The organism is Paractinoplanes atraurantiacus, from assembly GCF_900215205.1.
Taxonomy (GTDB): domain Bacteria; phylum Actinomycetota; class Actinomycetes; order Mycobacteriales; family Micromonosporaceae; genus Actinoplanes; species Actinoplanes atraurantiacus.
In genome coordinates this window covers 140,248-153,356 of sequence record NZ_OBDY01000006.1, presented here as the reverse complement: position 1 = coordinate 153,356, position 13,109 = coordinate 140,248, and the positions used below count along the sequence as shown (strand labels likewise).

The 13,109-nt window shown below is 70.8% G+C and carries 11 protein-coding genes; 5 read left to right on the top strand and 6 right to left on the bottom strand.

Going from position 1 to position 13,109, the window contains the following annotated elements:
• Positions 1 to 3 precede the first annotated feature (3 nt).
• Positions 4 to 1,320 (bottom strand): ABC transporter substrate-binding protein, encoded by a 1,317-nt coding sequence (locus tag CRP55_RS16600; RefSeq protein ID WP_097320965.1) that lies wholly within the window; start codon positions 1,318 to 1,320, stop codon positions 4 to 6.
• 9 nt (positions 1,321 to 1,329) lie between these two features.
• A complete protein-coding gene (locus CRP55_RS16595) occupies positions 1,330 to 4,122 on the bottom strand; it encodes a family 78 glycoside hydrolase catalytic domain (RefSeq protein ID WP_097320964.1) in 2,793 nt (930 codons plus the stop codon).
• A gap of 182 nt (positions 4,123 to 4,304) precedes the next feature.
• On the opposite strand from CRP55_RS16595, the gene CRP55_RS16590 reads away from it, so the two are divergent.
• Positions 4,305 to 5,201: a helix-turn-helix transcriptional regulator gene (locus CRP55_RS16590; protein ID WP_097320963.1), complete on the top strand. Its 897-nt coding sequence runs from the start codon at positions 4,305 to 4,307 to the stop codon at positions 5,199 to 5,201.
• On the opposite strand, the gene CRP55_RS16585 is transcribed toward CRP55_RS16590, so the two are convergent.
• Genes CRP55_RS16585 through CRP55_RS16575 form a run of 3 tightly spaced genes read right to left on the bottom strand, consistent with a single transcriptional unit; the run spans position 5,191 to position 8,787 of the window.
• Positions 5,191 to 5,748 (bottom strand): TetR/AcrR family transcriptional regulator, encoded by a 558-nt coding sequence (locus CRP55_RS16585; protein WP_097321172.1) that lies wholly within the window; start codon positions 5,746 to 5,748, stop codon positions 5,191 to 5,193. The two genes, CRP55_RS16590 and CRP55_RS16585, sit on opposite strands and share 11 nt — an antisense overlap.
• A gap of 13 nt (positions 5,749 to 5,761) precedes the next feature.
• The gene (locus CRP55_RS16580; protein ID WP_097320962.1) at positions 5,762 to 6,406 is read right to left on the bottom strand and encodes a hypothetical protein; all 645 of its coding nucleotides are present in this window, start codon (positions 6,404 to 6,406) and stop codon (positions 5,762 to 5,764) included.
• Positions 6,403 to 8,787, bottom strand: a complete 2,385-nt coding sequence (locus CRP55_RS16575) for a PEP/pyruvate-binding domain-containing protein (protein ID WP_245923044.1) — start codon at positions 8,785 to 8,787, stop codon at positions 6,403 to 6,405. Before CRP55_RS16575 ends, CRP55_RS16580 begins: the two co-directional genes overlap by 4 nt.
• Positions 8,788 to 9,080: 293 nt before the next feature.
• Here CRP55_RS16575 and CRP55_RS16570 point away from each other — a divergent pair, with 293 nt between their 5' ends.
• Entirely contained in the window at positions 9,081 to 9,971 is an 891-nt protein-coding gene (locus CRP55_RS16570; protein WP_097320960.1) for a hypothetical protein, read from the top strand.
• 105 nt (positions 9,972 to 10,076) lie between these two features.
• On the opposite strand, the gene CRP55_RS16565 is transcribed toward CRP55_RS16570, so the two are convergent.
• On the bottom strand, positions 10,077 to 10,445 hold the full coding sequence (locus CRP55_RS16565) for an FKBP-type peptidyl-prolyl cis-trans isomerase (RefSeq protein ID WP_097320959.1): 369 nt from the start codon (positions 10,443 to 10,445) through the stop codon (positions 10,077 to 10,079).
• 108 nt (positions 10,446 to 10,553) lie between these two features.
• Between CRP55_RS16565 and CRP55_RS16560 the strand changes: the two genes are divergently transcribed.
• From CRP55_RS16560 to CRP55_RS16550, 3 genes are all read left to right on the top strand, one after another.
• A complete protein-coding gene (locus CRP55_RS16560) occupies positions 10,554 to 11,456 on the top strand; it encodes a lytic polysaccharide monooxygenase auxiliary activity family 9 protein (RefSeq protein ID WP_097320958.1) in 903 nt (300 codons plus the stop codon).
• A 79-nt stretch (positions 11,457 to 11,535) separates the two neighbouring features.
• Positions 11,536 to 12,765, top strand: coding sequence for a DUF4331 domain-containing protein (locus CRP55_RS16555; protein WP_097320957.1), 1,230 nt, complete (start codon positions 11,536 to 11,538; stop codon positions 12,763 to 12,765).
• Between the two features lie 23 nt (positions 12,766 to 12,788).
• Complete coding sequence (locus CRP55_RS16550; protein WP_245923042.1) at positions 12,789 to 13,076, top strand: phospholipase; 288 nt, start codon at positions 12,789 to 12,791, stop codon at positions 13,074 to 13,076.
• The last annotated feature ends 33 nt before the right edge of the window (positions 13,077 to 13,109 follow it).

The window sequence follows — 13,109 nt, the reverse complement described above, 5'->3', positions numbered from 1 at the left end:
GGCCTACCAGCCCTCGAGCCCGAGCTGTTGCGCCTGCTTCTTGACGTCCTCGTCGTAGAGCTTGGCGCCGGGCTCGGCCTTGCGGATGCCGGAGCCGACCTCGACGCAGATCTGCTCCAGGGCCGGGCCCTTGACCGGGGACAGGAACTCCAGGGCCAGGCCGGAGGCCTGCTGGTCGACGTAGGCCTGCAGATCCTTGACGGCCTGGGGCACCGAGTCGGGCAGGGTGCAGCCCTTGACCGCCCAGGCGCCGGACGGCTGGCTGGCGTTGCCGAACGAGGTGCAGCCCTCGGGGCTGGCGATGAAGTCGAGGAACTTCTTGGAGGCGGCCAGCTTGTCGCCGGTGGTGCTGGCCGGGATGTAGACGCCGGAGGGCGCCCACACCGTGATGCCGTTCTTGGCGGCGTCGGTGCCGGGGATGGCGAACAGGCCGATCTTGTTCTCGCTGCCCGGGTTGTCGGTGACGAGCTGGGTGATCATCGAGGAGAGGATCGGGTACTGCGCGCCCTCACCCTTGGCCAGCTTGCGCAGAGCGTCGGTGAGCTTGGTCGAGGCGAAGTCCTTGTTGACGTAGCCCGCGTCGTGCACCTGCTGCAGGTGGTCGAATCCGGCCCGGGCGACCGGGTCCGTCGCGTACTTCACCTGGTTTTTGGTGTATTTCTCGGCCCAGCCGGGCGAGGCCTTCTCGACGTTGTAGTAGTCGCCGAGCACGAACAGCTGCGAGGTCCAGGTCTCGCCGTAGGACTGGATCACCGGGTCGACGCCGCCGGCCTTGATCTTGGCATTGTTGGCCATGAAGGCGTCCCACGTCTTCGGCACTTCGAGGCCGAGCTTGGTGTAGACGTCCTTGTTGTACATGATGCCACCGGCGAAGAAGTTGCCGAACGGCGCGCCGTACACCTTGCTCTCGGCCGTGACCGTGGTCTTGAAGTTGTCGTCGGTGCGGCCCACGAAGGCTTCGCCCGTGAGGTCCACGAGGTTCTTCTGCGGGGCGAGCGCCTGGAAGAGCGAGCCCGAGTTGTACTGGAAGACGTCGGTCATGTCGCTGGTGGAGAGCCGGGTCTTGACGATGTTGTCGCCCTCGGTGCCCTGCGGCCGCGACTCGACCTTCACCGTGATGTCGGGGTTCTTGGCGGTGAAGTCCTTGGCCAGGCCCTCGGCCGCCTTGACGGTCTCCGGCGCGTTGTCGACCAGGAACGACAGGCTGACCTTGCCGCCGCCGCTGTCCTCGTCGCTGCTGCCGAGGCTGCCGGCGCTGCACGCGCCGAGCGCCAATGTCGCCGAGGCGAGGACGGACAGCGCTATCCTGCTGCGTTTCATCGATACTCCTTAGTTTTCCGGGGAGAGGAGGTTCTGCAGGCGGGCGGCGAGCTCGTTCCCGCCCGGGATGAAGCCGTGTGCGGTCGCGGCGTCGACGAACTCGCTCGCCGGGGCGTCGAGGAACGGCGCGAGCCGGTCGGCCAGGACGGCCTCGTCGCCGGCCACGCCCGCTTCGCGCGCGGCGGCCAGGGCCTTGTCCCAGCTGGGTTCGTGGTCCATGAGCTGCCGGAGCGTCAGGTCCGCGGTGCTTGCGCCTGCTTCTTGGGCGTACGGGTCCTCAGCCGTCCAGGAATGCTTCCCGTGACCGACTTCGACGGAGTGGCCCGCACCGGGCACAGTGACGACGGCGCGGGCACCGACCGGGATGACCACGTCGAGGCGAAGCGTCCCGCCGGCGCGCTCCCACGAGACCGACGCTTCCCCGTACGGCGTCACGTGCCTGGCCGAGGCGTGCGTGAGGTGCCGGCTCAGCAGCGGCCGCACCTCGATGCGGCGATATCCCGGCTGGGCCGGGGCCAGGCCCGCGACCCGGCGGTGCAGCCAGTCGGCGACCGCGCCCAGCGCGTAGTGGTTGAACGAGGTCATCTCGCCCGGGTTGATCGAGCCGTCCGGCAGCATGCTGTCCCAGCGCTCCCACACCGTGGTCGCGCCCATGGTCACCGGGTAGAGCCAGGACGGGCACCCGGTCTGCAGCAGCAGCCGATAGGCCAGGTCCACCTCCCCCGCGTCGGCCAGCGCGTCGGTCATCAGCGGCGTCCCGACGAAGCCGGTGCTGATCCGGAATCCGGCCGTGCGCACGAGGTCGGCCAGCCGCTCCGCCGCGTGCCGGCGCTGCTCCTCGGTGGGCAGCAGCGTCCATTGCAGGGCCAGCGCGTACGCGGTCGGGGCGTCGCTGAGCACCCGGCCGCCCGCGGTGACGTACTCCCGGGCGAACGCCTCCCGCACCCGCTCGGCCAGTTCCCCGTACTCCCGGGCCACCTCGCCGTCGCCCACCGCGAGGGCCGCCTTGGCCACCAGCGAGGCCGAGTAGGCCAGGTGGGCCGTCGCCACCACGTCCGGGTCGGCCTTGGCCCGGAACGGGTCGGCCGGCGGCGCCGTCGGGTCGAGCCAGTCGCCGAACTGGAAGCCGCCGCTCCACAGCAGGTCGGCCCCGGCCAGACCGGCGATCCGGTCGACCCAGGCCCGCATGCTCGGCAGCTGCCGTTCGAGCAAGCCGGCGTCGCCGGTGCGCTGGTAGAGCACCCACGGCACCACGGTCGCGGCGTCGCCCCAGGCCGCCGCGGCCGGTCCCGGCTGGCGGATCACGTCCGGCACCACGTGCGGCACCGAGCCGTCCTTCTGCTGCTCGGCCGCGAGGTCGGCCAGCCAGTTGCCGAGGAAGCCGGCGGTGTCGAACAGGAAGGTGGCGGTCGGCGAGAAGACCTGGATGTCGCCGGTCCAGCCGAGCCGCTCGTCGCGCTGCGGGCAGTCGGTCGGCACGTCGACGAAGTTGCCGCGCATGCCCCAGACCACGTTCTCGTGGAAGCGGTCGAGCAGCTCGTGCGACGACGCGAACCAGCCCGTGCGCCGCAGGTCGGAGCCGACCACGACCGCCTCGACGTCCTCCGCGCGCAGCCCGTCGACGCCGCTCACCTCGGCGTAACGAAATCCGTGGAAGGTCAGATTCGGTTCCAGGACGACTTCTTCCGAGCCTTCCCAGAGGTACGAGTCGGTGGCGCGCGCGGTGCGCAGCGGGCGCACGCCCAGCTCGCCGTCCTCGAGCACCTCGGCGTGCCGGACGACGACCTCGCCGCCGGCCGCGCCGCCGCGCACCTTGAGCCGGACCCAGCCGACCAGGTTCTGCCCGAAGTCGACCAGCGTCTTGCCGGACGGCGACGCGCTGATCTCGACGACCGGCACCACCTGGGTGATCCGGACGGGTGGGCCGTCCGGGGCGACCAGCAGCGACAGGTCAGCGTCGACCACGTCGACCGGCGACTCCGGGCCGGGCGCGCGGCGCAGGTCGACGCTCTGACCGTCGTACAGGTCGTCGGCGATCACCGGGCTCTCCCGCGCGGTCCACGAGCCGTCGGTGGCGAGCACGTGCACCGCGCCGTCGGCGGTGACGACCTCCAGTTGCGCCAGGAGAGCGAGCCGGTCCCCGTACACACCATGTTTGCCCTGAAATCCGAGGCGGCCGCGGAACCAGCCGTTGCCCAGGAGCACCTCGAGGCGGTTGGTCCCGGTCGTGAGGAGGCCGGTGACGTCGTGGGTCTGGTAGCGCAGGCGATGCTGGTAGGCGGTCCAGCCCGGGGCGAGCTGCTCGTCGCCGACCCGCTTGCCGTTGATGTTCGCGATGTAGAGGCCGTGCGCGGTGATGTAGAGGCGAGCGCGGACGACGCCGTCCGGGAGGTCGACGACGCCGGTCAGCAGCGGAGCCGGCGATCCCCAGGCGCCGATCTCGGCCGGGCTGACGAAGCGGGCGCTCCAGTCGTCCGGGCTCAGCAGGCCGGTCTCGACCGTGCTCGGCTCACTCCACTCGCTCCACGAGGCGTCGTCGCCGGCCCGGACCCGTACCGCGGCCCGCTCGCGGGCTTTCAGCGGCGCACCCGGCCAGGGCACCAGGATCTGGTCACCGGAGGCGATGGCGAAGGTCTCGGCCGAGCCGTCGCGCTCGATCTCGATCTCGTAGCGGGTCTGCGCGTAACCGTCGGGGGCGTCCGCGACCTGCCAGGAGAGGCGCGGCGAGGCCGAGCCGATGCCGGTCACGGGACCGGGGTGATGGTCGAAGCGGAGGTCGGTGGGTGCGGCGATGTCCGGCATTTCTCTCCATAGCTTGTGCGTGAAACGATTCAAAGGCAGCCGGGACGATCCGGTTATCGATGTTTCGGACTGATGGCGAAACCGTTTCGCTTGGCACCGATCGTGCGTTGTGGCGCAGGCCACGGCATAGCCCGAGATGAACCGGAGGTAGCACGAAATTCACCTGGGGCCTACGGTGAGGCATGACCGACGAGCCCCCCGTCGAGACCACCGGCACGCTGCTGCACTTCATCGAGGGTTCCGCCGTGTGGGCCGGGCACTACCTGCACGAGGACGCCCATCCGGTGCACACGCACAGCTTCGTCGAGATCGCGGTGATGACCGGCGGCAAGGGTACGCACCACAGCCTGGCCGGAGACCGCGATCTGAGCGTGGGCGACGTGGTGCTGCTGCGGCCCGGCGTCTGGCACGGCTACGAGCAGTGCGAGGGCCTCGACCTGTACAACTGCTGCTTCTCGACCGAGCTCATGCAGCGCGAGCTGGCCTGGACCAGGCAGGACCGGCAACTCGGTCACCTGCTGTGGACCGGGCCCTATTCGGGGCAGCGGCGCGGCATCCTCTACGCCCACCTCGAGGCGGACGCGCTCGCCGTGTCGCTCGAACACCTCGACGGCCTGCAGAAACTGCGCTCCCAGCCGCCGGGCCGCTACCGGGGCGACATGGTCGGCCGGCTCGTGCTCTTCCTCAGCACGCTGGCCCGGGTCGTCGCCGAGTCCGACGACCTCGACGGCGACGCGGCCGGCATCCACCCGGCGGTTCTCGACGCGATGCGGATGATGGAGGCCCGGCCCGGACATCAGTGGACGCTGACCGAGCTGGCGGCCGAGCTGCACCTCGCCCCCGGCTATCTGGTGCGCCTGTTCAAGTCGGCCACCGGCCTGCCGCCGATGGCCTATCTGTCACGGCACCGCGTGGAGCTGGCCGCGGCCCGCCTGCTGCACACCGACCAGCCCATCAACAAGATCGGCGAGTCGGTGGGCTGGCCCGACCAGAACTACTTCGCGCGCCGGTTCAAGTCCCATTACGGCTTGAGCGCCTCGACGTACCGGTCGCGCTTCACCCGTACGGTCAAGCGTTGAAAAGCTTCTCCAGCTGGGTGTCCAGGGCGGCCAGCGCCTGCTCGGGGGTGTACTGGCCGCCGAGCACGTAGAGGCCGAGCCCCTCCATCAACGCCAGCAGCCCGGCCGCGTCGGCCTCACCGCCCGGCAGCAGGCTCGCGATGAAGCCGACCATCTGCTCGGTCTCGGCGCGCAGGGCCGGTTGCGGGCGGACGGCCGTGTACGCCAGAAAAGCCAGCGCCACCCGGCCGTCCTCCCGGCTCGGCCCGTCGAGCGGCAGCAACGCGGTGGTCAGAGCGCGCAGCAGATCCCGCGGCCGCGGGTCGTCCCCGAGCCGGGCGATCGCGGCCTCCACCCTCTGCTGGCTGCGCTCCTTCACCACCGACAGCGCGAACGTCATCATCTCGTCCTTGGTGCGGAAGTAGTGCTGCACCATGCCCGCGCTCACGTCGGCCGCGGCCGCCACGTGCCGCAGGCTCACCGCTTCCAGCCCCTGCTCGGCCGCGACCCGCATCAGCGCGTCGGCGATGAGCCGGCGGCGCTCGGCGTGGTCGACCTTCTTCGGCATGCCAGCGATGCTTTCACGCCGGTTCCGGCTGACCGGCACGGGCCGCCGCGACGAAGCCGTCCGGATCATCGGCGTAGATCCTTACTTCGTGGACCTCCGCCATGCTCGCACCCGTCCGGTCGGCGGCCTTGTCGAGCGCCTGAGCCGGCGCGCCCTCGAAGTCCCGGACGTCCGCGCCGGCCCGCAGCCTGACGTCCACGCTGGTCTGCCCGCCCATGACGACGTGCGCCGCCTCGTCCTCCACCTGAACGGACTTGTTCGACGGCAGCGACCGGTACCGCTTGCTCACCGACACGACGTCCGCCCACGGAATCAGGAAGTCGACGCCGTTGCCCAGCCGCACCCGGATCCCGTCGTCGCCGACCAGATGCGGATGCCGCTTGAGGCCGGCCGCGAACCCGATCATCCAGAGCAGCCCCCACACCCCGAGCACGAGCACGATCCACCGCGCCGGCTCCCACGGCACGACCTTGCGCACGATCAGATCGAAGATCGGGATCTCCACCACCGACAGCCCGATGAACACCCCGAGGATCGGCTTGACGACCCCGTTGTAGCTGTACGCCTTCTCGCCCTCCCCGAGAGGTACGGGCCGGCGCAGCGCCCACGCGAACAGGTTGCGCCACATGGCCGCCTCCATGGCCAGGATCCGCCTCATCCCCTCGTCACCGTCCCCGCTCGCCCGTCCACCGTCACGACCTCCCCCGTCCGTATCCTCTCGGTGGCTCCCGGCACGCAGATCACGGCCGGAATCCCGTACTCCCGGGCCACCGTCGGCCCGTGCGCCATGACCGCACCCGTCTCCGTGACCAGCGCCGCCGCCGTCAGGAACAGGGGCGTCCAGCCCGGGTCGGTCGTCGCGGTCACCAGAACCTCACCCGGTTCGACGTACGCATCGGCCGGGTCCCGCACGATCCGCGCCTTCCCGGTCACCCGCCCGGCCGACGCCGCCACCCCGCGCAGATCCGCCCCGTCTGCGGCCGGCAGTGTCGCCTCGACATCGGTGCCGTCCGACAGCAGCGCCACCGGCACCACCCGCCGCCGCGTCTCCCGCCGGTACAGCGCCTTGCGCGCCTCGATCTCCGTCTTGTCCGGCACCGCCCCGCCCAACTCGTCGATCGTCACGAACATGACGTCCGCCGGATCCTCGAACAGCTCGGCCCCGATCAGCAGCAGCTGCCGCCGCATCTGCTGGAGCCGGTAGAGCCCCGCGAACTTGCCCGCCTCCCGCAGCCCCGCCAGCTCCCGCGCCCGCCCCAGCAGGAACCCGGCCGCCCGGTGGCGCCGGCGGACGTCCCGCAGCGCGGCCTCGGCGCTTTCCGCCGCGCTCGCGAACCGCCGGTCCGGCGCCTGCTCCGGATCCTCGACCCGCAGGTAGTTCTGCAGCGCCGCGAATACGGGCGCCGGATCCTCCGCCCAGCGCGGCACCCCGAGGTCGACCTCGGCCGCCCCGCGATGCCCGTACTCGCTCAGAAACGCGCCGAGGCCGAACTCGGGCAGCGTGCCCGCCGTCCAGCGCCCGGCCAGCTCGGCCGGCGACGCGCCGAGCAGCAGGTCGCGCTGCTCCCCCGGCACCTGCCGCGCGAGCCGCCACAAAGCGAGATCCATCTCGATCGTCACGTTGTGCGGCATCCCGGCCAGAACCGTGAAGACCTCGTCCTTGCGGCCCTTCAGCAGGTATTCCGGCACCGTCGCCGCGAGCATGCCGGCCGCGATCGGCCAGACCAGATCCCCCGGCGACTCGGCGTCGTCCCACGCCCGAACGATCCGCAGCCGCTCCGCCACGGTCAGGTCGCGCTCCGTCCCGGCCTGGTCGCGCGCGCCATCAGAAGATGGCAGCCCCACGGGCTCGTTCCCGGACGACGCCTGCCGGAGGCGCTCCACCGCCGCCATCGCACGCCGGCGGGCCGCGGCCGGGCGGGCCAGGGCGCGGGCGATGCCGACGACGGCGCCGGCCGCGGTGCCGAGCGACGGCCCACCCCGGCGCTTCGCACGGCCCGGCACCGGCGCGAACCGCGGGTCGTCGAGAAGGTGCCGGATCGCGTCCTGTGCCCGCGGCCCGAAGTCGACGGCGAGAAGCCTGACGAGCCGTTTACGGGCCTTGGGGTCGCGCACCAGATCGGTCATGTCGCCGTAGAGCCGCCCGCCGATGTCCGTGATCGTGACGTGCAGCCCGAGCGGCCGGAGCATCGCGGTGACGAGAGCCTTCAGCGTGGACATGCCCATCGGCGTGACCGGCTGAAGCATCCCCTGCACGTGCCCGAACTCCAGATAGACCCGCAGATCTTCCGTCGCCGGCGGCAGCGGGAACAGCGTGGTGATCGCCCGCGACTGCACCACCCAGAGCTCCCCGGCCTTGTCGAAGGCCCACTCGATGTCCTGCGGCCCCCCGAAATGCGCCTGAAGCCTTTCGCCCAGGTCGCGCAGGCGGGACAGCGCTTCGTTCGCCAGGCAGCCGCCCTCAGCCGGTTCAGGAGACCGCGCACCGATCACGTAGTGATCCACCGGCCCGGCACCATCGACGACCGCCGGGCCGGCGCCGGGCGCCGCGTCGACAGTCATCTCGGTGCGGCATCCGGTCAGCGGGTTGGCGGTGAACAGCACCCCGGCCACATCCACGTCGACCATCCGCTGCACGATGACGGCGATCGGGCCCGTCCTGCCACCACCACGCGCTTCTCGGTACGCGGCGGCGCGAGCCGGAGCCGAGCGACGGCACGTCTCGACGGCGGCCAGGACAGCGTCGGCACCTTCGACGTCGAGGATCGTGTCGTACTGGCCGGCGTAGCTCGCGTCGGCACCGTCCTCTTCGGGCGCGCTCGACCGCACGGCGACCCGGCCGCCGCCGAGGCCTTCGTACGCCTCGGCGATCTGGGCGCGGGAAAGGTCCCCGGCCGCGGTGGTGACGCAGAAGCCCGGCGGGACCTGTTCGCCCCGCAGGATCAGTGCGCCCAGCGCGGCCGCCTTGCCCCCGACCAGGTGGCGCGGCGCCGCTGAACACTCGGCAAGACCGATGACCGGCATCGTTGCGCTTCCCATCTTTAGCAATGCAGTTGCATTGCATCCACGGTAGCGCGGTTTCAATACGACTGCAATGTCAAAGCTTGGTGTCAACACGCGGTTCACGGGGAGGAAACGTTGACTCCGTGCAGGATGCATTTGTACGTTGTGTGCCTCGCTGGTTGTGGCGCCCGCCACGCCATCGACGCGCGCTCCGGTGGTGGCGGATTCCTTCGCTTCCGCCACCACCGGGAAAGCGGGGCCGGTGAGCCGGTTGGAGTAATTTGCTCCGAAACCGGAACCTCGGCGCCGCCCGGATCGTCTGATCCGGCATGACTCGTCTCCGCAACACCCTCATCGCCGCCGCCACGCCGCTGGCGCTGCTCTGTGCCTGTGCGCAGCCGGACGGGGCGGGTGCGGCGCCCGGTCAATCCGCATCGCAGGCCAGTGCCCCCACGTCCGGGGAGGGGGCGAACTATCTGGTCGCGCGCACGGAGTCGTACGGCGGCTTCGTCCCGCCCGACCGGACCGTCGGGTCGCTGCCCGCCGTCAGCGTCTACGCCGACGGCCGGGTCATCACCGAGGGACCCGTTCCGATGATCTATCCGGGGCCGGCGCTGCCGAACGTGCAGGTCACCCAGATCACCCCGGAGCAGGTGCAGGAGCTCACCCGCCAGGGGGCCGCGGCCGGTGTGCGGAACGGCACCGATTTCGGCCGGCCCAACGTGGCCGACGCGCCCACCACCCGGGTCACGGTCCGCACCGAGCAGGGCACCCAGTCGGTGGCCGTCGAGGCGCTGAGCGAGAGCCAGGCCAACGACCCGATGCTCACCCAGCCGCAGCGTGACGCCCGCAAGAAGCTGTCCGACTTCGTCAAGACGCTGACCGGCCTGCCGGGCGAGGGCAAGAGCCAGAAATATGAGCCCGAGGAGATGGCGGTGCTGGCCCGTCCGTACACCGATCCGGGCGGCACCGACCCCAAGAGCCCCGAGATCGCCTGGGCCGGCCCGGCGCTGCCCGGTCAGTATCTGAACGCGGCCTTCAAGATCGGCTGTGTCACGGTGGCCGGCGCCGAGCTCGACAAGGTGCTCACCGCGGCCGAGAAGGCGAACGCCATGACGCCGTGGACGTCGGGCGGCGCCAAGTACCTGATCACGTTCCGGCCGCTGCTGCCGGACGAGTCGGGCTGTTCCACTTTCACTGTCACAAAGGGCAACCGATGACGCCGATCGGCGACCCGATCGAGCCGGACCCCGACGACGACCGGAACGACAGCGGGCCGGGACAGGCGGCGCCCGTCCCGGCCCGGCCGGCGTGCCGGCCCGTCCTTATTGAACGCCGAGGAGATCCACGACGAAGATGAGGGTCTCGTTCGGCTTGATCACACCGGCCGCGCCGCGCGAGCCGTAGCCCAGGTGCGGCGGGATGGTCAGCTTGCGGCGCCCGCCGACCTTCATGCCGACCACGCCCTGGTCCCAGCCGCCGATGACCTGGCCGCCGCCGAGCGGGAACTCGAACGCCTCACCACGGTTGTACGACGCGTCGAACTCCCGGCCGGTCGAGTGCGCCACGCCCACGTAGTGGACGCTCACGTACTGACCGGGCTTGGCCTCGGGGCCGTCACCAACGGTGATGTCCTCGATCACGAGCTCGGCGGGCGGCTCGCCCTCGATCGGGCCGACGTCGGGCTTGTCCATGAGTTCTCCTTCATTGTTTCGTCGAACCCGACCACTCAATCACAGCGCTCCGGACGCACTGACGGTGACGTGCTGAACGACTCACGCCGATTCTCCGTATAGCCCGGGGTGAGGATCTCCCGTCTCGCGGCGTGCGCTCTCGCCGCGGCACTCGTCTGGCCGGCCGCGCCGGCCTCCGCGCACGGCTCGCCGACCACGCCGATCAGCCGCACGGCCGCGTGCGCCAGGGGCGGTGAGGACACGGGCAGTGCCGCCTGCCAGGCCGCGAAGAAGGCCAACGGCGGCGGTTTCGGCTCGTTCGACAACCTGCGCATCGCCGATGTGGGCGGCCGCGACCGCGAGGTGGTGCCGGACGGCGAGCTGTGCAGCGGCGGCCTGGACGCCTTCAAGGGCCTCGACCTGCCGCGTGACGACTACCCCGCGACCAAGGTCACCGCGGGCGGTTCGCTGAGCGTGCGCTACCGGGCGACGATCCCCCACGCCGGACAGTTCCGGATCTTTCTGACCAAGCCGGCGTACGACCCCTCGAAGCCCCTGGCCTGGGACGACCTCGGCGCCAAGCCGCTCGTCACGGTCACCGATCCTCCGCTGACCGACGGGGCCTACGCCATGAAGGTCAAACTGCCACAAAGGACCGGACGGCAGATTTTGTACGTCGTCTGGGAGACCTCGAGCACCCCGGACACCTACTACTCGTGCTCGGACCTGGTGTTCCCGAAGGCAGCCGTGGCCCCGGCGACGACAAAGGCGACAAGAGCTCCCGCGAAGGCGAAGCCCGCGGCCACCAAGCCGGCCGCCACAAAAGTACCGGAAGCGCCGAAGACGACGGATGCGACTAATCCGACAGAAGCCGCGCCCGCGCCGGCTCGAGCGCAGACCGTCCCGGTGGCGGACACCAGCAAAGTAACTCTCGGTCATCAGATCATCATCGGGGCGTTGGCGCTCGGCTTCGGCGCCGTGGCGTACGCCGTGGTCACCGGCATTCTCCGCAGACGCCGCGAAAACCGTTGAACCCCACCGAGAATCGCTTCGTACTGATGGTCGTCGACAGTAGGTCCCGTGCCCCCAGGGGACAGACGAAAGGCCGAGCATGAGTCGAGTTGGCTACGGAGAGGCGTCACTCGGAGCCGCGGACCCGGACGCGGAGAGCTCCGACCTGTACGCTTTCGTCAGCCCGGACGCGCCGGAGACGACGACGATCATCGCGAACTACGGGTTCCTCAACCTGGAGTTCGGCGACGACGTCCTCTACGAGATCCACATCGACTACAACGGCGACGCCCGGCCCGACCTGACATACCAGTTCCGGTTCCGCACCGAGCTGCGCAACCGCGACACCTTCCTCTACAACACCGGCCCGATCGAGTCGCTGACCAGCGAGAACTGGAACCGGCGCCAGTTCTTCTCGGTGACCAGGGTCGACGCGTACGGGAAAAGCTCCGTCCTGGCCACCCACCTGCCGTGCCCGCCGCGCAACCTCGGTCCCACCTCGACCCCGGACTATGACGCCCTGGCCGCCGCCGCGATCGCCGAGCTCCCCTCGGGAGAGCGCGTCTTCGCCGGTCAGCGGGCCGACGCGTTCTTCGTCGACCCGGCCGCCGTCTTCGAGATCGGCGAGAACGCCCGGGCCCTGGCCACCGGCCCGGCCACCGTCAACAGCATCGCGATCCAGCTGCCGCACCCGGGCCGGATGATCGGCGTGTGGACCACCGCGAGCCGCCGCGAGCTGCACAGCAACGGCGACGACGTGCTGGTCGGCCCGATGGTGCAGGTCGCCCGGCGGGCCAATCCGCTGTTCGCCGAGCTCTTCGTCCCGGCCGCCGACCGGGCCCGCTGGAACGGCATGCCGCCCTCGGACGACAAGCGCTTCGCCGACCTGGTCGAGCACCCCGACCTGGCCGTGCTGCTGCCGGTCGACCACCCCGGGCACTTCCCGCGTCTCGAGGCGCTGACCGCGCGCCGGTCCGACCTGGTGGCGATGCTGCTCACCGGCATCCCGGACGGACTGGTCGACGGCCTGCGCACCTTCACCGGCGACCTGCAGGCCGACATGCTGCGGCTGGACACCACAGTGCCGCCGTCGGCCGAGGAGAACCCGTTCGGCCTGCTCGGCGGCGACTTCGCCGGCTTCCCGAACGGACGGCGGATCGGCGACGACGTCACCTCCGTCCTGCTGCGCGCCATCGCCGGGGCCACCTTCCCCATGGTCGACGAGACGTACGAGCCGGACGCGGCCGCCACTCAGGCCAGCGCCCAGGCCCGGACCCGTACGCACGAAGTGACCTTCCCCTACCTCAGCGCCCCGGAGGTTTTGCCGTGACGCGGTCCGGGCACGGAATAGTCGTGCTCAACATCGGTACCGGTATCGGCGCGCTCGTCATTCGAACGCCGGGCTGCATGCATGGTCATGACATCGAGATCAGCCCGGTCGAGGACCCCGCGCTGCGCACGCAGGCCACCGTCCGGGCCCGCTCCGTGCGCGGCGGCGTCACCTACACGGTGGTCGTCGACTGTCTGCGCGAGGGCCGCTACACCATCTGGCGCGACCCGGTGACGCCACTGGCGGAGATCGATGTCCGGGGCGACCGCGTCGCCGAGTTCACCTGGCCGGCGACCGCGCTCGCGGCGTGACCCCCGGGCGTCATCCGGTCTAGGGTGGACGCC